The following is a 26,082-nucleotide window of genomic DNA, read 5'->3' as shown; positions in this document are numbered from 1 at the left end:
CAAACCTATTGATTAAGCCCTAAGCCCGTATTGTTTATAGGTTTTGTTATCTGCTGGCTTTTTACAGGGCTAATATTTTATCCGCTATGATTAGGCACTCTTCCAAATCACTTGGCATTCCGATTGTATTTGTTTCTAAGTCCAAAAGTCTTTTTCCTATTTTTATTCGGTCTGCTCCTTCCTTTTTTAAACTAAAAATACCTGCCACGTAACTAGAATATTCATCTCTGGGAGCAACATCATTAATTCCAATTGGGTCCCAGTCATACCAAAGGATGTCGTCTATTTTTTTATATGTAATTAGGTCTTTAGCAGCTTTCACACTTTTTCGAAGCCCTTTGTTTCTATTGAAAATTAGAATAGTTGCTTTTACTTCTTGGTTTAAATGTTCATCCGAAATTGTATCCGCAAATTTTAATGCTAATCGCGGAATGTAAAATCCACTATCAGAGTCGAAAGGTGCGGGCAGTCCAGTAGCATTGTATGTGATTTTAGCTATACATTCTGCAAGGCATAGATATATCTCAAACTCAGAATCTGTGTTTTTTAGATTCAATCTTCTAATCGCAGTAAATTGTTCGTGAGCATCTTTCCATTTTTTCGAATCCTCAATGATTTCCTGAAGTCCGATTATTTCCGATGGTAATTTGTCAATATGTCTATCAAATCGCTTTAAAATTAAACCAGCCCAATCTGGACGAACAGCACTCGGTACATTGTCGAATATTTGTTGACCTACATTGATGTCGGTTTTTATTTTCTCCATTTTTTGAGCTTGCAGATAACGGTTTAGCTATGAACAGTACGGGAGCAAACTGGCGTTTACTTTCCGCCACGCACATAGCGAAATCTTTTGGTTTTGTTTTTTCTTTTTTTGTGTCAAAGCGAAATCCCAAAGATTTCGCGACCTCATAAAAATACACAAACCCATTGGTTTAAACCCAAAGCCCGTATTGTTTATAGGTTTTGTTGTAATCAGTAGCTTCCCGTCCGAGTAGGTACAATTCGATTCCGTCTTTTTCCGACCGAGTAAAGTCCATCTGCTCATCTGTTGCGTCTTGATAATGTCCATCTGTGTTATACTGAGAGGAGCTTCATTTACAAATTACATTTAATTTAACTTTTTAAGTCAAGTACTAAAATTGTAAAATACTAGTTTTGGATTGTAGAGAACCATGTTGTGTTTACAAGAAAATACTTTCAGTAAATCATCTAAAAATAAGAACAGCATCAAATATTCAATTAAATTTCCCGTATTAATTCTATTCATTTTAGGCTTTTCAACTGGGTATGGACAAACCAATAATGAACTAGAAACAAAAAAAGCTACTACTACAGGTTTATTTTTAGACACCTATATTTTAGACCTCTGGGATGGATTAGATGTTGGCGCTTCAGGCTTTTATGCTAAAGATTTTTACAATAAACGTAAACATTCTTTTGCCTATTATTCATCTTTAGGCTTCTATAATTCAGAAGAAACTGAAAACCGTTATATAATTGGTCTCGGAATACAATATCGTTTCGAGCCTGTTAAACGTGGTGCTATTAGGGTAACCTTGGCTGGGAACTATATTTTAACAAATTTCTTATATGACCGTTTTGAATATAATTCAGAAGGTGAATTTGTAAAACAAAAAAGTACTAAAAGTAATTTTGGACCATCCATTAAATTACAATACAGTTATGATATTTTTAAAATAAAATCAGCTTCTTTCGCACCTGTTATAGGGTATCAGTTAATCAAATTGGATGGTGGGAAATATGCAAAAATTACGGAGGGATTTGAATATGGTATTTCTCTAGGTATCTTATGTAAATTTTAGTGGGTATGAAAAAAATAAAATACATTGTTTTACTAGCGTTTTCTTTTCTTCTTCTCGTATCATGTTCTAAAGCTGAATTTGTACCAGCAGAACTTACTAATAATCCATTATCTTCTTCAACGGATATTGCTGTTAATGAAGTATATGAGACCTACAAGGATAAATTAAATACAGTTGGTCTATCAATTGGTATTATTAAGGGTGAGGACATCTCTTTTTATGGTTATGGTGAAACTAAAAAAGGGAATGGAACAATACCAAATGAAAACACCTTTTATGAAATAGGTTCTATTACAAAGACTTTTACCGCAATAATGGCTGCGCAAATGCTTTTAGAACAAGATTCAAACGTCGATACACCGATAAAATCCTACCTCCCTGACGACCTGCCAACTTTAAATAGAAATGGAATAGAGGTTAATTTTAAACATTTGCTTACCCATACTTCTGGTTTAGCTAGAATGCCGAGTAATTTTAAACTTCTAAAGAATCCTGCAAAGGCATACGCCGATTATGATAATCGGCGTTTATACTCGTTTTTAGAAAATGCTCGTTTGCATGCAGACCCTTTTACTCAATACTCATATTCTAATGCTGGAATGGGTGTGGTAGGCACCATTTTAGAACGCAATTATGATATGGATTATGGAGAAGTACTTCGCCAAAAACTCGCAGAGCCTTTGAATTTAAACAATACTACAGCCTATTTTAATGAAACGAATTTAGCCCAATGGGCGCAAGGTTATGGACTTAATGGTAAAGAAGCGGACTACTGGAAATCTTTAAATGCATTAGATGGGGCAGGTGTTATTAAGTCAACAATGATGGATTTATTAACATATGCTTATGCAAACCTTAATCCATCTGAATCAAGGCTTGGGGATGCAATTAAAATGACACATACTCTTTATTTTAATGAATATGAAGATGTTGATTTTTTCAAGGTAAGAAGCTGTTTGGGTTGGCATGAATATGTAAACAAGGCTCTACCTGAAAAAACTTTTTTATGGCATGGCGGAGACACAGCGGGTTTTAGCTCAACCATGATTCTTGACCTAGAAGGAAAAAACGCTTTGGTACTGCTTTTTAATGCTCAAGTCCAACCCGATGAACGTCAACTCTTGATTTCTGATTTACTACAATTAATGTTAGATTAGAAAAAATCAATTTAGCTTATAATCTAATGGCAAGTGGAGTTGATTTGTTTTTTTTAGCTATTGATTACAACGTTAAGTATATGAAAAGTAGGCGATTCGAAGCACTGAACTATCGTTTAAGCACAAAGTTTGATACGAGCCAAAAGCCTTGAATTTATTACTATCTCGCCTATTTTTTATATACATTGTTCTCTGCAGGTTTTATTCCTTCACGATGATTTCAATCGCTTTTTCAAGTAATTCATCTTTTCCTTGTCTTATTCCTTCAATGGTTGGATGAACTTCTATGTCTGGAACAATTCCAATTCTTTGCGTTTCACCGCCATTTGGATAGTTAACCCCAATTCCTGAAATCATTGTTCTTAATCCTCCGGGAAGCATAATTGCTGATACGTTTCCGTCTGCTCCTGCTGTTGTACTTCCTATAATTTTAGTATTATCGCCTGCTCGAAATGCCATTGAAGTATATTCTGCTTGACTTTGAGATAATTCATTGACTAATACAACTAATTTCCCCTTGTAAGTTTTGCCTTGACTCGGAATTTCTAAATTACTTGTAAATGTAAATTCGCCTGGGTTATCAACATTTCCGTTCGTAAATTTCACAAAAGGTGTGGAAGAAGAAACGAAATAAGAACCTAAACTAAAAGGAACAAAAGTTGACGGATAATTGCGGATGTCAATGATCATTCCTTTAGTGTTTTTAAAATCATCTTTGATTTGTGCAATATCATCTTCTTTGATTGTTTGAAGTGTAACATAGCCTATGTTGTTATCCAACATTTTAAAGGATTTACCATCACTTTTTCTGTACCAACGATAAATGTCAAGGCTATCTTTTGGGTATAGTTTAAGATTCTTTGTTTGAGGTTTGGAATTACCCGAAACAAACTCAATTTCAATATTATTCGAGTTTGAGCGTAAAAGGTCTGCCGAAATATCTCGTAGTCTTGTTGGCTCATTTGAAGCTGGATAATATTTAGATTTTTCATTTACGATTTTGTCGATTGGGTTGCCATTTATTTTGGTAATTACATCACCAATTTTTAATCCAACTTTGTTTTTTAATTCTTGATTGTAATAATCTGTGACAACCAAATGATTTTTGATAAAACGAACGTGTATTGGTGGATAGTTTGAGCCTTTCCATTCATCAATTTTGTCCGCTCCACCCCAAAGATTTGCGTGAGTATCTTGTATATCACCAATTATTTGAACTGTTGCCAATTCATATTCCAACTCATTTTTTGCATTTATGAATAGCGGAATATATTCTATTAATTTTTTGTTCCAATCTTCATCCATTAAGTGTTTGTATGGGAAAAAGTAGTTAATCATATTCCAATACCGATAAAGTGATAGTAGTCTAAAGCCATCATCTGGGTAAGGCATATTTGAATATGGATTTTCATTTTTAAATTCGGGGTTGCCAACATTTGTAGTAATCCCGATATAATAGTGTTTACCTTGTGAACGGTTGTTGTAAACGTAAAGCAATTTGTTTTTCAAATCTGCACTTTGATTGTTAATCCATTCCATATTGGGTTTCAGAAAAGCATTTTCATTTGTCGGCTGACATTTTGTACATTCTTTTACTTGACCAAAAGAGTTAATCCATTCAATAAGAAGTTTATCTCTTTTGATAGTGTTTTCTGCCTTAACGTATTGTGGTAAGAACCTAAAAAGTTCATAGTCCAAATTGTAGTTTCCATTTGCAATTTCGGGATGATGATATTTGAGAAATCCCCAAACTCTGCCTAACAATTCAAGGTTCTCAGTATTTTCAGAAGTCAAATTAGAAAACTCAATTAAAGACCCATTATCAAATTCTTTGTCAAGTTGTGCTTTTGATAATTTTTTTTCTACTTCTTTTAAAGTTTGTACATTTTTACCATCAATTGATAAAACAAAATCATCAAACCAAGCTTCGCCTTTGCCTGTAAGTATTCCTGCAATAAATATATTTTCTGCTCCTTCTGGATAGCTGAGAGTTATATTATACTTCTGCCAATCCCTAGTCCCTGTTATGTTTTGATTTTGCATATTGTCAAATGCCAAAGAAGTACCACTCCCGTCAACTCTTAACAACAAACCTGCAAATCCGTTTTCAACATCTTTGATTTTCATAAATCCCTCAAGTCTTATTTCTTTTCCTTCATAGTTTGCTGGGATTTTGTATGCAATACTCCCAAAAGAACTTCCTGTTTGGTCAGATGTGATTTTTCCTGATTTTGTGCCTGAATGAGCAAAGGAATCTGTTGTTAATTCATAATTACCCCATTTAACCCATCCGTCAGAAAGTGATGCACTGTCACTCTGTTTTTCAAAACCGAGATTGTATTTTTCAGGTTTTTGGGCTTGACAACTGATCGAAACAATTGTCAGTAATACTATTAGTATTTTTTTCATCGATTCGTTTTTTAACTTGCAGAGAACGGTCTAGCTATGAACAGTACGGGAGCAAACCAGCGTTTGCTTTCCACCACGAACATAGCGAAATCTTTTGGTTTTGTTTTTTCTTTTTTTGTGTCAAAGCGAAATCCAAAAGATTTCGCGACCTCATAAAAATACACAAACCTTTCGTTTAAGCCCGATGCCCGTATTGTTTATAGGTTTTGTTGTGCTACGTATTACTTTTCCATAAGCCACTCAATTGCTTTTCCTTTTGGATTAGTGGTTAGCACATCAGGCTTAATTTGTCCACCATATAAGTTTTTTAGCCTATCAGCCATAATTGTAGTGGTAAGAATAAGTCTAGCTCCATCACTTAGTTCATAAACGGTGTTTCCTGTTGATAGTCCTAAAGTTTTTTCACCAAATGACTTAGTAGAAGAAAGTCCATTGAATGCTATTACTATTGCTTCTCCCGAACTTGCTGTCATTTGACCAGTTAAGATAGCAATCTTAGTTGGTGTCTTATTTAGCACGTATGAGTTTTCAATTTCTAGTTTAATATCCTCTTTATTGTACACAGCGTTATTTTTGAAACTCCATTCTGCGCTGTTTTGCTCCCAATCAAAAAAATATCCTGAAATACCTTCGCCTATTAGTGGGGCTAGTCCAAGATACATTGGCCACATATTCCCTCCGTAATTTTCAGATAAATCTACAATCCACCCTTTAATTTCAGGTTTATCCATAGCTTTTATTTTATTCTGGATTTTTGAGGCAAATCTACTGGCAAGGTTTCCACCGTTATTAAATGCAGGGATTTTTAAATAAGCAATTTGTTTGTTAAAAATTTTAGCTTCAATTTGGGGTATCGTCCCTTCACTTTCTGCTTTAATTGAATCAGTTGATTTTGGTAAGAAAAAGCTATGATTGTCTCCTAATTCTTTTAATGTACTTTCAATTATTGGATATACTTCTTCGATAGTTCGTTTACCTTTCAAATTTTTATTAGCATTATCCCTTAGGTTTTTCCAATTGATACTTTCAGTTTTTATTGAATTTTCTTGCATAATATCAATAGCAGAATTGAGGTATGTTTCCGCCATGTTTTCCTTCGTGCAGGTAAGAAAAAGAAATGTTGAGATTATGATTAAAATTTGATTTTTCATATGTAGCACAACGTACGGATATGTGTACAATTACATATATCCCAATTATATAAACTCTAATCTAAAGGATTTTTAATTGTTTTAAAAGTATTTGTTGCAACATGAGTGTAAATTTCTGTTGTTTTACTTGAGCCATGGCCTAAAAGTACTTGAATCTGCCTAAGGTCAACATTAGATTCTAAAAGATGTGTAGCAAAACTATGACGAAGTGTATGTGGTGACACATTTTGTTTTATACCTGCTTTATTAGCCGCTTGTTTAACGATTTGTACTACACTTTCTGGGCTATATTTTCCTCCTTTGCGCCCTTCGAAAAGAAATTCTTTAGGCTTCCATTCCTTAAAATACATCCTCAAATCTTTGAGTGCATTCTTTGATAAAAGAGTAAGTCGGTCTTTATTGCCTTTAGCTACTTCAACTCTTATAAGCATTCGTTTGCTATCAATATCATTTAGTTTTAGGTTCAAAAGCTCGCTACGGCGCAAACCAGAACCATACAGAAGTTGTACAATACATCTGTGCTTTAAGTTGTTGGTATGTTCAATAATAGCTATTACTTCCTCTTTTGAAATGACTTTGGGTAGTTTATGTTCTTTTCTTGGACGTTCTATTTCGTAAAATCTATTGGGCATTCCCAGTACAACTTCATAATAGAATTTAATGGAGTTGATAACCTGGTTTAGATAAGAGTTGGATACGCCTTTGTGAATCAAAAATTGAAGAAAGGCCCTGATATCGCTTTCATCAAGAGTTTTTAGCGCTCTGTCCTTATAGTAGTTAATGAACATTTCAAAGTAAGTAACATAGGTTTTAACGGTAGAATTTGCATAGCGTTTCAGTTCTAACTTTATTAAGTATTCCTCTGGGCAAAGTCTATATTCCGGTACGGTAATCCGGTCTCTGAACCATTGCACATCTACCGTTTTATTACTGGTATTAACAGGTCTGTTTGAAAAGAAACGGTTATAGTTTATCCAAACGACCCCTTTGAATGTATGGAACAATATACCTAGGTTATCCTTTGTATTGCATATGTAGGCCATGTTGTACTGGGTGCTCCATTTTGGGTCCGGGAGTCCTTTAATTAAGTTTTGAATCAGCTTGTCCGGTGAAAATTTTATACCGATCATCTTTTGATTTTTAATCATTAAATGGTAAAGCGTTATTGATTTTGCGGAATTCATGGGGCAAGTGTAGTAACCCTATAAACTTTTAGTAGTATATTATGCGTATAATATATTTTTATTTGTGATAGCTGAGAAAATATGCCCAATATGTGGCCATGCCGTATTTGGAAGATCGGACAAGAGGTTTTGTTCCTCAAAATGTAGGTCTATTGATCAATATGAAAAAAGGCAGAAAGAGGAACCTTTTTTTCTAAAAGTAGATAGGCAACTAAAGATCAATAGAAAGATATTGAAGAGATACAACAAATCTGGATATGCTACGATTCGAAAAACCGAAATCGTTTCTAAAGGATTCAACCCAAAATTCTTTACTCATTATTGGAAGAACAAACAGGGTAATGTATATTTTTTTGTGTATGAATACGGGTTTTTGAATATCAAGAATAATGGTAAGGACAAATACCTTCTTGTAAAATGGCAAAGTTATATGGATAAATCTTAACGTTCTTGGTACAAAAATCGTTTATCATTTCTTAAGGTGAAAAACTAATGCTCTAAAATAAGAACTAAGCCCTTTTCTGACTGTTTCATCAGAAGATATTAGTATATCTTACCATAGCGTAAACCAATTATATCAATCCATGAGATGATTCTTAATACCCAAAGACCTTCTACATATAAACTGACCGGTTTATCAAGAGGGCTACATATGCCAAAGAATCATATATGTTTTTACGCATACAACTATAATTTTATTCGTAAAGATTACTGATTTTTAGTGGTTTTAGAGCAACCGCACCGCTATTAGCTTCTCGTAGATTTTGAACAACCGGCCATCTTCCCCTAAATTTTATCTAATACTACGGGTGTGTTGGTATTTCTTCAAGAAATTGGAAATATGTATAGGATTATGCAAAATAAATTTATTCAGTTACCGATTGGATACAATTTTATTGTTCACTAATTGAAAAGAGGAGTTAGAAAATCGGGAAAATATAGGAAATAAAAAAGCCATCCGACTGAAAATCAATCTAATGGCTTCTTTGTTAGTAGCGGGGACTGGACTCGAACCAGCGACCTTCGGGTTATGAGCCCGACGAGCTACCTACTGCTCTACCCCGCGATATGGGTTTTTATCTCACTTGTTTTGCAACTTCAGGTCATTACACTGACGAGATAAAGGCGCGCTACTATTTGTAACGGGCTGCAAATATACAACTGTTTTTTACTTAAAACCAAACTTAGGACAGAAACTTTTTAAGCATACCTTAAAAAATATCCAAATTCCATACCTTAGGAGCTTGCAAGCCTATTTATGGATACGATAAACGATTTTATTTCCGCCGCACTGCCTTATACGGAGTGGCCCATGTTTCTTTTACTAATTGGTGGGGGACTTTTTTTGGTATTTTATTCCAAGTTCTTACCCTACCGCTTCTTTGGCCACGCCATTGCAATTACGGCGGGTAAGTATGATAGTGACAAGTCTGAAGGAGACGTAAGCTCCTTTCAGGCCCTGTCCGCAGCTGTTGCTGCAACCGTGGGTCTGGGTAATATATCCGGAGTAGCAATTGCTATTCACGACGGCGGCCCAGGGGTTGTTTTTTGGATATGGGTTACGGCGCTTATCGGTATGTGTATCAAGTTTTACTCGTGTAGTTTGGCCGTCATGTTCCGTAGTACGGATTCAGATGGTAAATTGCAAGGAGGCCCCATGTACTATATAACGCAAGGTTTAGGGCCAAAGGCAAAGCCTCTGGCTATATTTTTTGCGGTCTGTGGGTTATTCGGGTTTTTAGGGGTCTTTACCGCTAACCAGTTTACGGAGACCTTTATGAGTGTGGTGGAACCTAACCGAACAATTGCGGACATGGGTAGTTTTAATTGGCAGTTATGTATTGGTGTTGTACTGGCGGTGGTTACTTCCTTCGTAATTTTTGGCGGATTGGAGAAAATAGCCAAAGTGGCCTCTGCCATTGTTCCGTTTATGGTTATGGTGTACTTAATTGCCGTTGTAGTGGTAATGGTTTTGAATGCTTCGCAAATTATTCCATCTTTAAAATTGATAATTACGGAAGCATGGAACTTTAAGACGGTCGTAACCGGTGGATTCTGGGGGTTGGTCATAATAGGGGTTCGCCGGGCTATGTTTTCCAATGAGGCAGGTCTGGGTAGTGCGCCTATGTACCATGGGCAATCAAAGACGGATAATCCTATAAAGGAAGGTCTAGTAGCTATGCTAGGGCCGTTTATAGATACCATTTTAGTGTGTACGTTTACCGCTGTTGTTATAATTTTAAGCGGGGCGTATTTAGAGGATGGCAGTGGCATTGTAATGACCTTGTCCGCTTTTGAAACTACACTTTTTGGTTATGGCGATGTTTTGCTGATGATTATTGTTACCGCTTTTGCCATGTCTACCTTATTCACCTATTCGTATTACGGGGTAAAGTGCCTTTCTTTTTTGACCAATGCAAGAATCGGGAAATTTTATAACTGGTATTTTGTTATTATGATCGTGTTTGCAGCAGTGGCTTCATTGGATTTGGTCAAGAATCTTATAGATCTTTCCTATGCTTTAATGGTCATACCCAATATGATTGCCGTACTTTTGTTGGCACCAAAAGTGAATAAGGAGGCAAAGAAATATTTTCAGAAGTTAAAAAGTGAGCACTGATAATTTTGAACATGAGTTTTTTGGTATTGGTATCCAGAATGGGAAAACGCCTGAAAATTTAGGGGTATTATGGCGTACAGCTCAGAATTTGGGCGCCAGCTTTATCTTCACTATTGGTAATAGGTACGCAAAACAGGCAAGTGATACGCACCAAGCGGTTAAGGCAATGCCTTATTTTCATTATGATACGTTTGAGGCGTTTTATGCCAATTTACCTAAAGGTGCAATGTTGGTTGGGGTAGAGATGACAACTAATGCAGTAGACTTGGAAACGTTTGAGCACCTTAGGCGATGCGTTTACCTGTTGGGGGCGGAGGACCACGGACTTTCCAATACGGCTTGCGAAAAATCGCATCATTTGGTCCGTTTTAAATCGGTAAAAAGTCTAAATGTTGCTGTTGCCGGAAGTATTGTAATGTATGATAGAAATCTATCGAAACCGCGAATGCGTTAAAAGAAAGAAACATGGATAATCACAAGGCAGGATTTGTAAATATTATAGGTAATCCCAACGTGGGGAAATCTACTTTAATGAACGCTTTTGTTGGTGAAAAGCTATCTATAATCACGTCAAAGGCACAGACCACAAGACATCGTATTCTGGGTATTGTAAATGGCGATGATTTTCAGGTGATACTTTCCGATACTCCGGGAATTATTAAACCGGCCTATGAACTGCAATCTTCTATGATGAATTTTGTGAAGTCCGCTTTTGAAGATGCAGATGTGCTTTTGTACATGGTAGAGATAGGAGAAAAGGCCCTGAAGGACGAAGCTTTCTTCGAAAAAATAAGAAATAGCAAAATCCCCGTTCTGTTATTATTGAATAAAGTGGATACGGCAACACAGGAATTGCTGGAGGAGCAAGTACAGTACTGGCAAGAAATGCTACCTACGGTAGAGTTGCACCCAATTTCGGCTTTATCCAATTTCAATATCAAGAATATTTTTGAACGTATTATAGAATTACTTCCCGAAGCACCGGCGTATTATCCCAAAGACCAACTTACGGATAAGCCTGAGCGGTTTTTTGTAAATGAGAATATTAGGGAAAAAATCTTAATGTATTACAAAAAGGAAATTCCGTACTCCGTAGAAATCGAGACCGAAGAGTTTTTTGAAGATGAGGATATCATTAGAATGCGATCGGTTATAATGGTAGAGCGTGATTCTCAAAAAGGAATCATTATTGGTCATAAAGGCAGTGCGTTAAAAAGAGTAGGGGTAGAGTCCCGTAAAGACCTTGAAAAGTTTTTTGGCAAGCAAGTACATTTAGAACTTTATGTGAAAGTCAATAAGAATTGGCGTAGTGATGCCCGCCAATTAAAACGGTTTGGTTACAATAACTAAAAGCAGTTAACAATTTGGTTGCGTTCTAATAATCTTTGGTTATTCTTAAGCTAACCTTTAAGTGACCTTGAAATTTCATCTTTGGCGATCAATAATCAACCTGAAGATGAAAAATTATAAAAGTATTCCGCTTATTCTTATTGCATTGGCTATTTTTTCTTGCGAAAAGCTAGAAGATGTAGTAGGTCACCCAATTGAAGATGAAATCGTAAATCCGTCAGAACTTACCTTTACAAAAATAGGTGGGTTTGTAAATGGTTCCGGTGATGAGGGTTTTGCTGAGATCAGTGCTTACGATGCCAAGACCGGCAAACTATTCGTAGTAAATCCTGTTGAAGGTGAAGTTTCCGTTTGGGACATCAATCAACCTTCTGTCCCGTCAAAACAAGCATCTATCGCTTTAAGCGGTATTCCAAATAGTGTAGCGGTTCATGATGGACTTTTGGCTATCGCTGTAGAGAACGAGAACAAGCAAGCAGATGGTACAGTTGAAGTTTATGATACGGCCACTATGACATTGGCCAATTCGTATCCGGCGGGGGCATTACCGGATATGGTTGCTTTTAGTCCTAATGGAAGATATATTGTTGCCGCTAATGAAGGGGAGCCAAATGATGATTATACAGTAGATCCAGAAGGATCCATTTCCGTAATCGATGTAGAGAATAATGAAGTGAACACCTTGTTTTTTACCAATTATAATGGGCAAGTTATCGGAAACGACTTCCGGGTTTTTGGGCCTAATGCGTCCGTGGCACAAGATATAGAGCCAGAATATGTAGCTATTTCCGATGATAGTAAATATGCATACATCAGTTTACAGGAAAATAATGGTATGGCCGTGGTTGATTTAACTACAATGACCTTAACGGATGTTTTTGGATTGGGTGTTAAAGACCATTCTCTTGTTGAAAATGCTATAGATGCCAGTAATAAGGATGATATGGTAGGGAATTTCCAGACTTGGCCCGTTCTTGGCTTCTATATGCCGGATGCTATTACCTATGCTAAAATAGGTGGTGCAGGTTACATCATTTCTGCCAATGAAGGAGATTCTCGTGATTATGATGGATACTCCGAGGAAGAAAGGGTAAAAGATTTGGAATTGGATGCAACGGCTTTCCCTAATGCAGAAGAACTTCAGGCAGATGAAAACTTGGGTCGTTTGAAGACAACAACAGCAAATGGCGATACGGATGGCGATGGAGACTTTGATAAAATCTACTCCTACGGAGCTCGTTCGTTCACTATTTGGAGTCCTCAAGGGCAGATCGTTTATGACAGTGGAGATGAAATTGGAAGAAAAACATTGGAAATTGCTCCAGCTTTATTCAATAACGATGAAGGTGAGGCAGATGATAGAAGTGATGATAAAGGGGCGGAACCAGAGTCCGTAACTACATTAAAAATAGGAGAGTCTACCTTATTGTTCGTAGGTCTTGAGAGAACCGGAGGTGCTATGGTGTATGACATTACCAACCCATCTGCTCCTGAATTTCTAAAGTGGATTTTCAATACACAAGATGTTGCCCCAGAAGGTCTTTTGGTAATACCGGCAGATGAATCGCCTAACGGAGAAAATCTTTTGGTAATTACCAATGAGGTATCCAATACAGTTTCTATTTATGAGATAAGATAGTTGGTTCTAGAAGATTAAAATATGTAAATCCCCAAATCTCAGTATGAGATTCGGGGATTCTCTTTTTAATTTACTTACGATTAGTTGTTTAGAATTACGATAGCATCGGGATTAATACTATTTTTGCAGCAAATTTAGGAAGTATGAGTGCTATTGTTGCCGTTGTAGGGAGGCCAAATGTGGGAAAATCAACGTTTTTCAATCGATTGATTCAAAGAAGAGAAGCTATTACCGATGCTGTTAGTGGGGTTACGCGTGACCGTCATTACGGAAAAAGTGATTGGAACGGAAAAGAGTTTTCGTTGATAGATACGGGTGGTTACGTACAAGGTAGTGATGATGTTTTTGAGCAGGAAATAGATAAACAGGTAGAGCTTGCCATTGATGAAGCTGATGCCATTATCTTTATGGTAGATGTAGAAAGTGGTATTACCGGAATGGATGAGGATGTAGCCAAATTGCTACGCAGGGTTAAAAAACCAGTTTTCTTAGTGGTCAATAAAGTGGACAATGCCAAACGTGCCGAAGATGCGGTTGAGTTTTACGCTCTAGGGTTAGGAGACTACTATACGCTATCTAGTGTAAATGGTAGTGGCACCGGTGATTTGCTGGATGATCTGGTCAAAGTACTTCCAGAGAAAGAAAAAGAAGAAAGCGAGTTGCCAAGATTTGCTGTAGTAGGGAGGCCAAATGCCGGTAAATCATCATTTATAAATGCGCTTATTGGTGAAGACCGATATATTGTTACTGATATAGCCGGTACCACAAGAGATAGTATTGACACTAAATACAACCGTTTTGGCTTTGAATTCAATATTGTTGATACGGCAGGTATCAGGAGGAAGGCCAAGGTAAAGGAAGATCTGGAGTTTTACTCCGTAATGCGTTCCGTGCGTGCTATTGAACATTGTGATGTTTGTATTTTGATGTTCGATGCCACTCGTGGGTTTGATGGTCAAGTAGAGAATATCTTCTGGTTGGCTCAAAGAAACAATAAGGGTATTGTTGTTTTGGTGAACAAGTGGGATTTAATAGAGGACAAGGAGACCAATACAATGAAGCAGTATACCCAACGCATTCAAAAAGCTATGGAGCCTTTTGTAGATGTTCCTATTCTGTTTGTATCCGCATTAACCAAGCAACGTATCTATAAAGCTATTGAAACAGCTGTTGAGGTGTATCAACGTCGTTCCAAGAAAATAAAAACGCGTCAGCTTAATGATGTTATGTTATCCGTTATTGAGCGTACGCCGCCACCGGCGTATAAGGATAAATACGTTAAAATCAAGTATATTACTCAGCTACCTACCAACTATCCGCAGTTTGCATTCTTTTGCAATTTACCGCAGTATGTTCGTGAGCCGTACAAAAGATTTTTAGAGAACAAATTGAGAGAAAATTTTGATTTCACAGGGGTCCCTGTAACTATTTACATGAGAAAGAAGTAAGTGAAGTTTTAAACTTCCATTTTCTTCGTAAGCATTATTATCCCTATAAGTAATTTAGACTAGTCTATGTTATTTATAGGGATTTTATATGTTAGATATGTATCTTCTTCTTGAACTTTTCCATCAATCTCAAAAGAATCTAGCAAAAGGGTGTTTGAGCAGCAACCTTCACCGCCTGACCGTTCTAATTTTAAAGTTAGGTCAAGACTATTTTCATTTCCAATAGATAAAACATAATCATAGGTTCCAGTATCTCATTCGGAATCGGAAAGGGTCAAAACTGATTTTTCGGATACAACTTGAATTGAAAATTCTATAGTTTCATTTCCCGATATTGTAATATCGGAAGTGGGATAAGTTTCGTTTGCTAGGAGATTTTCACCGCTTTCATTATCTATAAGCTCTAAGTATAGATTAGAGAAATTAGGTGCGCAAGTCACTGCGGAACAATCATAATCCGTTACATCATCAGATGTACACATCGAAAGAATTAAAAATAGGGGTATAGCAAAAAGTAACTTCTTCATAGCGATTTTCTTGTAAGATGTTTTTAGGAAAAATGGTTGCGTCTAACCAAGCTGCGATTCTTAAAGTGTTACCATCCACCAGATGCGCCGCCGCCGCCAAAACCGCCGCCTCCGAAGCCTCCGCCAAATCCGCCACCGGAACCTCCTCCAAAGCCACCACCTCCAAAGCTTCCGGAACCACCACTACGGCCCATATTGCTTAGAATGATAATGTCCCAAAGGTCCAATCCACGACCGCGCTTACCTCCGTTGTTGCCTCCGCCACCGCGTTTGTTACGATTTGATAAAATCATTAAAATAATAAAGAAGATGATAAAGGGTAGGAATTTGCCAATGGGAAAGCCGCCGCCATTGTCAAAAGAACGGTCTTCTGTAAACTCGCCGTTCAGGGCTTGAAAAATAGCATCGGAACCGGCGTTTAATCCTCCGTAATAATCGTTTTGTTTAAATTTAGGTAGAATAGCCTGATCAATAATTCTACGGGATAGGGCGTCTGTAAGTCTAGATTCTACACCGTAACCTGTATTTATGGCTATCCTTCGGTCATCTCTAGCTAAAAGTACTAGGATGCCGTTGTCTTTATCGGCCTGACCAATTCCCCATTTATCTCCCCATTGTGCACCTAAGAAATTGATGTTTTCACCTTCTGTAGAACTAATGATGGCAATAACTATTTGCGTAGAGGTACTGTCTGAGTAGCGAATCAATTTTTGCTCTAATTTCTGTTTTTGACCAGAGCTTAAAAGATTAATATAATCATAGACACTTGTCTCTAGTTTCGGCTTATCGGGAATTTGATACTGAGCCGTAACCAGAGTAAAGCAAAAGAGTAAGATTGTAAGTAGACTACCCTTTAGATACTTCATCGCTAAGTTCATTTTTATCACCGTGCTCCCAAGGAAAATGGGCTTGCAGTTCCTTTCCGGCTTTTAATATGCCGTCTATTATACCTTGTTTGAAGTTTCCCTTTTTAAATTGGTCTTGAATTACATTTTTGGTAGTGTCCCAAAAATTATCGGGTACCACTTTGTTGATACCGCTATCTCCGAATATGGAAAATTTTCTATCGTTTACTGCTACGTAAATCAAGACACCGTTAGCTTCTTTGGTATTTTCCATTTTTAAGAGTAGAAACACTTCTTTAGCTCTTTCAATAGGCTCCAAGCGGGTGTGAGGTTCAATATGAACCCTGATTTCACCAGAAGTGTTTTTTTCGGCTACATGAATAGCCGAAACAATTTCTTGCTCTTCTTCTGCCGTTAAAAATGCTTCTACTCTTGACATATTCTACTTAAAATCAAATTCTACATCAGGAGCGTTTTCAGAACCTGCATCTGCTTTGTAGCGGGCCATATCTTCAAATCCGAATATGCCTGCCAAGAACGAACCTGGAAACTTGGAAATATGTATATCGTAAATGTTAACCGTTTCATTAAACTTGTTGCGCTCTACGTTAATACGGTTCTCCGTACCTTCTAATTGCGCCTGAAGCTCTAGAAAATTTTGGTTCGCCTTAAGGTCAGGGTAGCGTTCAACAACCACCATCAATTTACTTAAAGCACCTGTAAGTCCGCTTTGTGCCTGTTGAAAATTGGCCATATTTTCTGGGGTCAAGTTGTTGGCATCAATTGTAGTTGAGGTTGCTTTTGCGCGGGCTTCAATAACATCTGTTAATGTACCACGTTCAAAATCTGCAGCACCTTGTACTGTTTTTACCAGGTTGCCTATTAAGTCGTTTCTGCGCTGGTAAGCACTTTCTACGTTAGACCAGGCAGTTTTTGCATTGGCTTCCAATTCTACCGCGGTATTGTTAAAGCCTACGGCCCATTGATATATACCTACGGCAATGACTCCTAGTACAATGAGTACGATTAATCCTTTTTTCATTTTAAAAATATTAGGTTATGGTTAATGTGCTAATAAAGCAAAAAAGTGTATTCAGATTATTAGACCGTAAACTGGCAAAAATGTTACAGTTGATCTTTGATTTTGGTCAATTCTACTTTTATGCGCTCTAATTTATCAATGATATCAAAGTTGTTGAGCGTTTTTTGACGGTTCTCCTTTAGATGCGTTTTTGCCCCGTCTAAAGTGAAGCCGCGCTCTTTTACCAAGTGATAAATGAGTTTTAGGTTGTCTATGTCCTGCGGAGTGAATTTGCGATTGCCTTTCGCATTTTTCTTTGGCTTGAGCGCATCAAATTCTTTTTCCCAGAAACGAATCAGGGAAGTGTTTACGTCAAAAGCCTTGGCGACTTCGCCAATGCCATAGTACCTTTTTTCTGGGAGATCTATCTGCATTAGTCTAAAGATTGATTTTCTTGAGCTGCGTATTTAAGCATGTTTTCAAATTCTTCTGCGGTTAAACTGCCGTAGTAGAAGTTTATTGGGTTGATGCGTTCCTCATCTTTCCAAACCTCATAATGTAAGTGTGGTGCTTCTGAACGACCTGTATTACCTACAAAACCGATTAAATCTCCGCGCTTTACTTTTTGACCTTTCTTTACATTGTATTCGCTAAGATGCCCATATAGGGTTTTATATCCGTAACCGTGATTTATACGAATGTGTTTGCCATAACCAGAAGATCCGTTATCCGCACGCGTAACTTTGCCATCACCAGGTGCGTAGACCGGTGTGCCTTTTGGAGCGGAAAAATCCATTCCCCTATGTAATTTACGTGCCTTTGTAAATGGGTCTGAACGCCATCCAAATCCGGAAGCCATGCGTTTAAGACTTTCATTGGTAACCGGCTGTATGGCCGGGATGGCCATTAAGAATTTTTCTTTTTCCTCCGCTAATTTAGTGATTTCATCCAATGATTTAGATTGAATGGACATTTGCTTTTTAATGATATCCAAACGTTTTGTGGTTGCAATGACCATTTCGGAGTTATTGAAACCCTCTAAGGATTTATAACGGTTAATACCACCAAAACCAGCTCTACGCTGTTCCTCGGGTATTGGGTTTGCTTCAAAATATAATCGGTAAATATTGTTGTCCCGTTCTTCAATATTGGCCAAAACATCTTCGATCTGACCCATTTTTCTATTTAATAGTTCAAACTGAAGCTCGTAGTTTTTTACTTCCCGCGAAAGCGAAAGTTCTCTTGGGGTATTGATAAGGTTGGTATTCATTAAGAAAACCAAACACATCAGCCCAAAAAGAAAGGAACCTATAAAGAACAGGGCTATATTGCGATAGCGCTTCGATTTTTTAGCTTCGATTTTGCGATACGACAGCGTATCTGGATCGTAATAATACTTTACCTTAGACATGTATCTATTTTATCCTATTTTTGTGCTGTTTTAGCGGGATAAACAAATATAGAAATACTTTCCTTTAAAACGCTAATTTTTGTAAAACCTTATAATTCTCTATGACTTCCAAGGAAATCCGATCTCAATTCTTAAATTTTTATAAAGAAAAAGAGCATAAAATAGTGCCATCTGCGCCAATGGTCATTAAAGATGATCCTACACTTATGTTCACGAATGCGGGTATGAACCAATTTAAGGAGTTCTTTTTGGGGAATAGTGTTGCTAAAAGTCCAAGAGTGGTTGACAGTCAAAAATGTTTGCGTGTTAGCGGTAAGCATAATGACCTTGAGGAGGTAGGTAAGGATACCTACCACCATACCATGTTTGAAATGTTGGGGAACTGGAGTTTTGGGGATTATTTTAAACCTGAGGCTATTTCGTGGGCATGGGAGTTGCTTACAGAGGTACTTAAGATCGATAAGGATTGTTTATATGTGTCCGTTTTTGAAGGAAGTAAAGATGCGGATAACCTATCGTTGGATACGGAAGCTTTTGATTTATGGAAGGCCATTGTACCCGAAGACCGGATTATATTAGGTAATAAAAAGGACAATTTCTGGGAAATGGGCGATCAGGGCCCATGCGGACCGTGTTCGGAGATTCACGTAGATATTCGTTCTGCGGAAGAAAAGGCGAAGGTATCCGGGGCATCGTTAGTAAATGAAGACCACCCGCAGGTAGTAGAAATATGGAATTTGGTTTTCATGCAATACAACCGTAAAGCAGATGGCACATTAGAACCGTTACCAGCAAAACATGTAGATACCGGTATGGGTTTTGAACGTTTATGCATGGTACTTCAAAATGTAAAATCTAACTACGACACAGATGTTTTTAAACCTATTATTCGTGAAATAGAAATCATAACACATAGTAAGTACGGTAAAGATGAAGAGACAGATATAGCTATTCGTGTAATAGCCGATCATATCCGTGCTGTATCGTTTTCTATAGCAGATGGTCAGTTGCCCAGTAATACGGGGGCAGGATACGTAATTAGACGTATTTTAAGACGAGCCGTTCGTTATGGCTTTACTTTTTTAAATACAAAAGAACCCTTTATGTATCGTTTGGTCAGTGAGCTGACCGAAAGTATGGGCGATGCTTTTCCGGAGTTAAAGGAGCAGCGCCAACTTATTGAAAATGTAATAAAGGAAGAAGAGTATTCTTTCTTAAAAACGTTAGAGCAAGGTCTTGTTCTTTTAGATCAGGTTATTGCCAACGCAAAAGGAAAAGAAGTGGATGGTAGAAAGGCTTTTGAGTTGTATGATACCTATGGTTTTCCAATAGATTTAACCGCTCTTATTCTTTCTGAAAAAGGTTTGGCCCTAGATGAGAATGGTTTTGAAGTGGCTATGCAAGAGCAGAAGAACCGTTCAAAAAAGGCTTCTGAGATTTCAAAGGACGATTGGGTAACTATTTCTGATGATTTAAAACAGGAATTCGTTGGTTATGATATGCTTGAGGCCAATGTAAAGTTGGTTAAATATAGAAAAGTAACCTCTAAAAAAGCGGGAGAACAATATCAATTGGTGTTTAACTTAACGCCATTTTATCCAGAAGGAGGAGGGCAAGTAGGAGATAAGGGCTATTTGGAAAGACCTAATGGAGATGTGGTTTACATTTTAGACACTAAAAAAGAAAACAGTGAAATTATTCACTTTACCAAGAACTTACCCGCAGATATTAACGGCACATTTAAAGCGGTAGTAGATAAAAAGCAACGGGAAAGGACCCAGGCGAATCATACGGCGACACACTTGTTGCATCAAGCTTTGCGCGAGATATTAGGTACTCATGTAGAACAAAAAGGTTCTGCGGTGCACTCTAAATATCTGCGATTTGATTTTTCTCATTTCTCTAAGGTATCCCCAGAAGAGTTACGTGAGGTAGAAAGCTTTGTTAATGCTCGTATAGAGGGGCAGTTACCGTTCGTTGAACATAGAAACATTTCTATGGAAGAAGCTTTAAAAGAGGGGGCTATGGCTCTTTTTGGTGAAAAATACGGAGATACGGTACGAACAGTTCGTTTTGGGCAGTCTATTGAACTTTGTGGCGGAACCCATGTAAAGAATACAGGGGATATCTGGCACTTTAAAATTAAATCAGAAGGTGCGGTTGCTTCAGGTATACGTAGAATTGAAGCAATTACTTCTGATGCTGTCAAAGATTTCTATGATGAGAATGATAGGATTATTCTAGATATGAAAGGGCTGTTGAACAATCCTCAAGATACGGTTAAGGCGGTATCTAATTTGCAGGAAGAAAATGCAAAATTAAAAAAAGAAGTAGAAGAACTTCTAAAAGACAAAGCAAGGAATTTGAAAGGCGATTTAATAAACGAGCTGAAAGAGGTGAACGGTGTTCGGTTTTTAGCCAAGAAAGTAGATTTAGACGCTTCTGGAATTAAAGATCTTAGTTTTGAAATAGGTCAGAACAAGGATAACTTGTTTCTTCTTTTTGCTACAGTCCAAAATGGCAAAGCATTATTGTCTTGCTACATCTCAAAAGAATTGGTGGCGTCAAAAGATTTGAATGCCGGTACCATTGTAAGGGAGTTAGGTAAATTCATTCAAGGTGGTGGTGGTGGCCAAGCATTTTTTGCCACGGCAGGCGGTAAGAAACCTGAAGGTATAGAAGAGGCCTTGTCCAAAGCTAAGGACTATTTGAAGTAAAATAAAAACGCCTCGCTATTTATAGTGAGGCGTTTTCTTTTAAGGAGTTATGTACTGTATAATCTAAAGTTTGGCAAAATGAAGTATTTCCTTGTTTTATTATCTTTTCTCATATATCAATTTGGGTCTTCTCAATCTGTTGAGAAAATAGTATTGGATGAAGAAGATGAAACCAGTGGGTACTATTTGGCTGTAGTACCAGCCGAAAATAAAATTGAGGGCGTGTTAGTTTTGCTACCTGGTTTTGGACAGCAGGCTGAAACCATTTTCACTGAAACCCAACTTCATAAAGAAGCATGTACAAATAATATATTGACTATTGGTTTTGCTGCTGGTCCCAGATTATTGTTAGAGCAAAGTATTCAAGAGAAATTCACCAAGGTCTTACAGGATGTTATAGAAAGATTTTCCGTGGATAAAAATATGTTTGTATTGGGTGGATTCTCTGCCGGCGGTACCATAGCGTTACGTTATACGGAATTGTGTTTGGAAGCTCCTGAAAAATATCCCATTAAGCCCAAAGGTGTATTTATGGTTGATTCACCAATAGATATTTTTCATTTGTGGGACGGTTTTGAGCTAACTATAAAAAACAACAGTTCCGAAATAGCTGTGCAAGAAGCAAAATATGTAAAGGATTTACTGCGTAATAGGTACGGTAACCCTAAAGACAATGAGCCTGCCTATGAAAGGATGACGCCTTTTTCCATGCGTTCGGAGCGTACTGGAAATGAGGCGCTATTGAAAGATATCGCAATTAGAACCTATCATGATGTAGATATTTCATGGCGTTTACAAAACAGGAACCAAAGTGTACAACATCAAAATTTTGTTGCTACTTCGGAGCTCATTAATAGATTGCTCTTAATGGGGAACGATAAAGCGCAATTTATTCAAACCTTGGGTACCGGTTATCGTAGTAATGGGGAAAGGCACCCCCATTCTTGGTCTATTGTAGATGAAATAGAGTGTGTGGAGTGGCTTAAGGCTGTGCTCAGTCAATAAAGACCTTATTCTTTCTTCTTTTTGTTTAGTTTGTAAATAAGCCAGATAAAGCCAACAATGAAATGTAGTATAATTATTCCGGCAACAACATAAATCAAAGTATTGGAATTACCTCTCATTTTATATGTATCTTAAATAATATTCCAAAGCTAAGTAATAGATTGAAATAGAAATATGATATGAATCAATTACTAAATAAATTGTTTTTAATTGTAACTACAGTCAACGGCTCTTAAGATTCAACTGTTATTTCTAATAGATTTTTAGCGTTTTCTTTCGCTATTTCGGCATTTGGCAAAATGAGTTTGAAAGTTGTTCCTTTTCCCTTGCCTCCGGATTCTGCAACTATAGTTCCGCCATGGGAGATGGCAATTTCTTTTATCATGTAAAGCCCTAAACCTGTTCCCTTTACGTTCTTATGAAAACGTTCAAACGGTGTAAATAGCTTCTTTAGGGCTCTGTCATCCATGCCGGATCCATTATCTCTAATCAAGAAACTATTTGTATCTCCATTGTTTATGAACTCCACAGCTATTTCAGGATTTTGCTGGTCTCCCATATACTTTACTGCATTATCTAAAAAGTTGCCAAAAACTTGGATTATTCTCTTACGATCTCCGAATATTTCGGGTAGATCGGGAGCAATATTGAGCTCAATACGTTCTTTTTGAAGTTTTCCTTTGATAAGGTCTTTTGATAAATTCAGTATTTCATTGGTGTCCAACATCTCATTATTATTTTTGATTTTACCAAGTTTTGCAATCTTGGTGATGTCCGAAATGAGTTCGTTCATGTTATCACAAGAAATGTCTATTAAGTTTAAGTACTCTTCTACCGTATTGAAATCTTCTGTCTCAATAGCCATTGGAACCAAGCTTGCAATTCCTTTAATATTGTTAAGCGGACTTTTTAAATCATGGGAGACAGCAAATGTAAAGCGTTGAATCTCTTCGTTTTTTACTTCTAAATTATTTGCAACTTCTACAAGTTTGTTTTTTTGATATCTTAATTCTTTCGTGCGTTCTGCTACTTTTAGTACTAGTTTTCTTTGATTTTTTTTGAAGCTTCGAACTTTAATGTCGTAAGCAAGGTAAAAAAGCAATAAAACGAATGCTACTACTAAAGCCCGGAACCACCAAGTTGCCCAATATGGAGGAGTAATGGTAATATGAAGATCTAATTCATTGTCCCCCCAAACTCCATCGGAATTGGTAGATTTGATTCGTAACGTATATTCGCCCGGATTAAGATTGGTATAGGTTGCCCGTGGATTGTTACCTACATATTTCCAGTCCTTTTCAAAACCGTCTAAATAAAAGGCATAATCTACACTTTCCGGATGCCTAAAGGTAAGTGCCTTAAAATCAATATTTATAACAGATTGGTCATAGTTAAGGGTAATGGAATCTACTTGACTAATATCTTTTTCCAAAATACCGAAATCATCATTGGGTAAAACCGACTTATTGAATATTTTTAAATCCGAAATAAATAAAGTAAGCTTATCTCTTTGTTTGGCTACATCTTTTGGGGTAAATATGTTAAACCCGTTTACACCTCCAAATATGTACTCACCTTTACTGGTAACTAAAGATGAATTTGGATTAAATTGGTTAGCCTGTAGACCATCGCCAACATTATAATCAATTGATCTTCCGTTGCTTGTGTTATACCTGATAATGCCTCCTTCTGTACTTAGCCATAGGTGTTTTCTTTTATCATCTATAATTTCCTTAATAGCTTCATTTTTTAGTCCATCTGTCTTTGTTATGGCTTTAAAGGAATTCGTTTCGGGTATATATTTGTTGAGCCCTCCTTGAGTGCCAACCCAAAGAGTATTGTTGTGGTCTTGTATGATGGAATTTACGAAGTCATTGCTCAACGAATTATTAGTATAGTAATGGTTGGTATTCCAAGTTCCATTGTTTTCTGTTAACTTAAGTAATCCTGAATTTAGAGTGCCAACCCATATATTGCCTTGGTTATCTTCAAATATCCTATTTAGCGAATTAATTTCGGAGCCATCCAAATTAGAAGTGAGATTAATGTTTTCATGGTTTTTTGTTTGAGGGTCGTATACTTGTAGCCCTGTAAAGTAGTTCACAATCCAAATACGACCTTTTTTATCTTTTAAGAGATTTACTATGGTATTGGATTTTAAAAAGGAATTATCAGTATTCAATTCCTTAAATGTCTTGTTCTTTGTATTAAAGACCGTAATTCCATTTGTCCATGTGCCGGCCCACAATTCTTCTTTTTCTGTTTGTAGTAGAGAAAGAACTACATCACTGCCAAAATTTTTATCTTTTAACGAATAATGCTCAAAAGTATCCAGAGTTCTGTTCCAATGATTTAAGCCGCCCCCATCTGTTCCTATCCAAATATTTCCGTTCGCATCCTCACTAAAGGAATTGACCAATTTATTGCTCAAGGATTGAGAATTAAAAGGGTCTGATGTATAGTGTTTAAATTTAAAATATCCAGGGTCATAAAAATTAAGTCCGCTTTTATAGGGAGCCACCCACATAACTCCATTTCGCGTGTATAAAAGTGACCAAATAGAATTACCTGATATAGAATTTGGCCTAGTTACACTATACTCTATGTGTCTTATGGGCTCTAAAGTTTTAGTGTAAATGTACAAACCATCATTTTCAGTACCTATCCACAATTCGTCATTAGCGTTCTTTGCTAAGGAACGTATACTAAAGCCAGAGCTTATAGTTTTTTTGTTGGTAATTAGCTGCGAGGTACTATCTACTTTTAATTGAATTAAAATACCATTAATGGTACCCAATAAGAAATTTTCACCCTCTAATGGTGTGGCAGAAACAATCTCATCTGTTTCCTTGAGCTCACTTAGGACCTCCATTTCCTTATTAATAACCAAAATATTGTAAGTAGAAATTACCAGCATGCGGTTTTTATCCAAAGGCATGACCTTAATAATTTTATCTACTCTTCTATTTTTAACTTTAATATGGTCATTAGGAAGCTTAAAGTGTTTTAATTCTCCAGTTTCTGGTTGATATCTATATAAGCCGTCTTTTTCCGTACCTAACCATAAATAGCCATGTAGTCTAATAGTCCATTCAAACCTTTTAGTTTCTATTTTCTGTGCCTCTTTCTTAAATGGATATGGAATAACTGTGTTTAAACTACGGTCATAAAAACTTAAGCCATGGTTGGTGCCAATTAGTAAGTTGTCCTCATCCTCATATAAAGAGACTATATATTCGTGGGTAAGACCTGTTTTGCCATCTAAGGTTTTATTAAATATTTCAAAGTCTTTACCATCGTATCTATTCAAGCCATTTCGGGTGCCGATCCAAATAAAACCATAACTGTCTTCCAAAAGTATAGTAGCCGTACTATGCGATATTCCTTTTTCAATATGGTGAAAAGTAAGAGGTTCAGTATGTTGGGACTGAACCGTATATAAGGAAAGGTAGAGGATAAAAACCTTAAGAATTATAAAGAAAAATCTAAATACCATTTGAACTATACTTAATTTAGGCGCCTTTAAAGGTAAGAAATTACGTTCAATTTTAACTTATTATTAAGTATTTAGAAAGCAATTATTAAGAGTCAGATATTTTTAAATCGCTAAAACCTATTGTAAAATCCTTAATCTAAAAGATATAATGAATTGATCTTTGTATTTGTTTAGAAATCCTTCTCTATAATTTTAATAAATTTTATGAAAGGTGATATGTAATAAAGTCGTTGCCAGAATTCTTAATTTAAAGGTGTATACGATAAATAACCTTAA

At 36.7% G+C, this 26,082-nt stretch carries 21 protein-coding genes and 1 tRNA gene; 10 read left to right on the top strand and 12 right to left on the bottom strand.

The window, feature by feature from the left end; genetic code table 11:
• Nucleotides 1-61: 61 nt before the first annotated feature.
• The gene (locus tag KO521_RS09840; protein WP_215939757.1) at nt 62-766 is read right to left on the bottom strand and encodes a hypothetical protein; all 705 of its coding nucleotides are present in this window, start codon (nt 764-766) and stop codon (nt 62-64) included.
• 409 nt (nt 767-1,175) lie between these two features.
• Between KO521_RS09840 and KO521_RS09835 the strand changes: the two genes are divergently transcribed.
• Both KO521_RS09835 and KO521_RS09830 read left to right on the top strand, forming a co-directional pair.
• Nucleotides 1,176-1,826, top strand: coding sequence for a hypothetical protein (locus KO521_RS09835; RefSeq protein WP_215939756.1), 651 nt, complete (start codon nt 1,176-1,178; stop codon nt 1,824-1,826).
• 5 nt (nt 1,827-1,831) lie between these two features.
• Nucleotides 1,832-2,983: a serine hydrolase domain-containing protein gene (locus KO521_RS09830; RefSeq protein ID WP_215939755.1), complete on the top strand. Its 1,152-nt coding sequence runs from the start codon at nt 1,832-1,834 to the stop codon at nt 2,981-2,983.
• 201 nt (nt 2,984-3,184) lie between these two features.
• Here KO521_RS09830 and KO521_RS09825 read toward each other — a convergent pair whose 3' ends face one another.
• The 3 genes from KO521_RS09825 to xerA all read right to left on the bottom strand — a co-directional run bounded on the left by KO521_RS09825 (nt 3,185) and on the right by xerA (nt 7,691).
• Nucleotides 3,185-5,392: a S41 family peptidase gene (locus tag KO521_RS09825; protein ID WP_215939754.1), complete on the bottom strand. Its 2,208-nt coding sequence runs from the start codon at nt 5,390-5,392 to the stop codon at nt 3,185-3,187.
• A 221-nt stretch (nt 5,393-5,613) separates the two neighbouring features.
• Nucleotides 5,614-6,480 (bottom strand): S41 family peptidase, encoded by an 867-nt coding sequence (locus KO521_RS09820; protein WP_215939753.1) that lies wholly within the window; start codon nt 6,478-6,480, stop codon nt 5,614-5,616.
• Between the two features lie 119 nt (nt 6,481-6,599).
• Nucleotides 6,600-7,691, bottom strand: coding sequence for a site-specific tyrosine recombinase/integron integrase (gene xerA, locus KO521_RS09815; RefSeq protein ID WP_215939789.1), 1,092 nt, complete (start codon nt 7,689-7,691; stop codon nt 6,600-6,602).
• Between the two features lie 268 nt (nt 7,692-7,959).
• Between xerA and KO521_RS20615 the strand changes: the two genes are divergently transcribed.
• Nucleotides 7,960-8,172 (top strand): hypothetical protein, encoded by a 213-nt coding sequence (locus tag KO521_RS20615; protein ID WP_354668200.1) that lies wholly within the window; start codon nt 7,960-7,962, stop codon nt 8,170-8,172.
• A gap of 548 nt (nt 8,173-8,720) precedes the next feature.
• On the opposite strand, the gene KO521_RS09805 is transcribed toward KO521_RS20615, so the two are convergent.
• Nucleotides 8,721-8,793: transfer RNA gene (locus KO521_RS09805), tRNA-Met, on the bottom strand.
• A 192-nt stretch (nt 8,794-8,985) separates the two neighbouring features.
• Here KO521_RS09805 and KO521_RS09800 point away from each other — a divergent pair.
• The 5 genes from KO521_RS09800 to der all read left to right on the top strand — a co-directional run bounded on the left by KO521_RS09800 (nt 8,986) and on the right by der (nt 14,784).
• Nucleotides 8,986-10,347, top strand: coding sequence for an alanine/glycine:cation symporter family protein (locus KO521_RS09800; RefSeq protein ID WP_215939751.1), 1,362 nt, complete (start codon nt 8,986-8,988; stop codon nt 10,345-10,347).
• Complete coding sequence (locus tag KO521_RS09795) at nt 10,337-10,801, top strand: RNA methyltransferase (protein ID WP_215939750.1); 465 nt, start codon at nt 10,337-10,339, stop codon at nt 10,799-10,801. Before KO521_RS09800 ends, KO521_RS09795 begins: the two co-directional genes overlap by 11 nt.
• A gap of 11 nt (nt 10,802-10,812) precedes the next feature.
• Nucleotides 10,813-11,697 (top strand): GTPase Era, encoded by an 885-nt coding sequence (gene era, locus KO521_RS09790; protein WP_215939749.1) that lies wholly within the window; start codon nt 10,813-10,815, stop codon nt 11,695-11,697.
• A 106-nt stretch (nt 11,698-11,803) separates the two neighbouring features.
• A complete protein-coding gene (locus tag KO521_RS09785) occupies nt 11,804-13,336 on the top strand; it encodes a choice-of-anchor I family protein (RefSeq protein ID WP_215939748.1) in 1,533 nt (510 codons plus the stop codon).
• 143 nt (nt 13,337-13,479) lie between these two features.
• Entirely contained in the window at nt 13,480-14,784 is a 1,305-nt protein-coding gene (der, locus tag KO521_RS09780) for a ribosome biogenesis GTPase Der (RefSeq protein WP_215939747.1), read from the top strand.
• Nucleotides 14,785-15,038: 254 nt separating this feature from the next.
• Here der and KO521_RS09775 read toward each other — a convergent pair whose 3' ends face one another.
• From KO521_RS09775 to KO521_RS09750, 6 genes are all read right to left on the bottom strand, one after another.
• Nucleotides 15,039-15,311 (bottom strand): hypothetical protein, encoded by a 273-nt coding sequence (locus KO521_RS09775; RefSeq protein WP_215939746.1) that lies wholly within the window; start codon nt 15,309-15,311, stop codon nt 15,039-15,041.
• 68 nt (nt 15,312-15,379) lie between these two features.
• Nucleotides 15,380-16,177: a TPM domain-containing protein gene (locus KO521_RS09770; protein WP_215939745.1), complete on the bottom strand. Its 798-nt coding sequence runs from the start codon at nt 16,175-16,177 to the stop codon at nt 15,380-15,382.
• On the bottom strand, nt 16,158-16,595 hold the full coding sequence (locus tag KO521_RS09765; protein WP_215939744.1) for a TPM domain-containing protein: 438 nt from the start codon (nt 16,593-16,595) through the stop codon (nt 16,158-16,160). Before KO521_RS09765 ends, KO521_RS09770 begins: the two co-directional genes overlap by 20 nt.
• 3 nt (nt 16,596-16,598) lie before the next feature.
• The gene (locus KO521_RS09760; protein ID WP_215939743.1) at nt 16,599-17,198 is read right to left on the bottom strand and encodes a LemA family protein; all 600 of its coding nucleotides are present in this window, start codon (nt 17,196-17,198) and stop codon (nt 16,599-16,601) included.
• A gap of 83 nt (nt 17,199-17,281) precedes the next feature.
• Nucleotides 17,282-17,611, bottom strand: coding sequence for a MerR family transcriptional regulator (locus KO521_RS09755; protein ID WP_215939742.1), 330 nt, complete (start codon nt 17,609-17,611; stop codon nt 17,282-17,284).
• The gene (locus KO521_RS09750; RefSeq protein WP_215939741.1) at nt 17,611-18,588 is read right to left on the bottom strand and encodes a M23 family metallopeptidase; all 978 of its coding nucleotides are present in this window, start codon (nt 18,586-18,588) and stop codon (nt 17,611-17,613) included. Before KO521_RS09750 ends, KO521_RS09755 begins: the two co-directional genes overlap by 1 nt.
• Before the next feature lie 101 nt (nt 18,589-18,689).
• Between KO521_RS09750 and alaS the strand changes: the two genes are divergently transcribed.
• Nucleotides 18,690-21,305, top strand: coding sequence for an alanine--tRNA ligase (gene alaS, locus KO521_RS09745; protein WP_215939740.1), 2,616 nt, complete (start codon nt 18,690-18,692; stop codon nt 21,303-21,305).
• Between the two features lie 78 nt (nt 21,306-21,383).
• Entirely contained in the window at nt 21,384-22,310 is a 927-nt protein-coding gene (locus tag KO521_RS09740) for a hypothetical protein (protein WP_215939739.1), read from the top strand.
• A 232-nt stretch (nt 22,311-22,542) separates the two neighbouring features.
• Here the strand turns inward: KO521_RS09740 and KO521_RS09735 are convergent, their stop codons facing one another.
• Nucleotides 22,543-25,806, bottom strand: a complete 3,264-nt coding sequence (locus KO521_RS09735) for a ligand-binding sensor domain-containing protein (protein ID WP_215939738.1) — start codon at nt 25,804-25,806, stop codon at nt 22,543-22,545.
• Nucleotides 25,807-26,082 lie beyond the last annotated feature (276 nt).

It is taken from the genome of Zobellia uliginosa, assembly GCF_018860745.1.
GTDB classification, from domain to species: Bacteria; Bacteroidota; Bacteroidia; order Flavobacteriales; family Flavobacteriaceae; genus Zobellia; species Zobellia uliginosa_B.
This window is presented reverse-complemented; position numbering and strand designations above follow the sequence as displayed.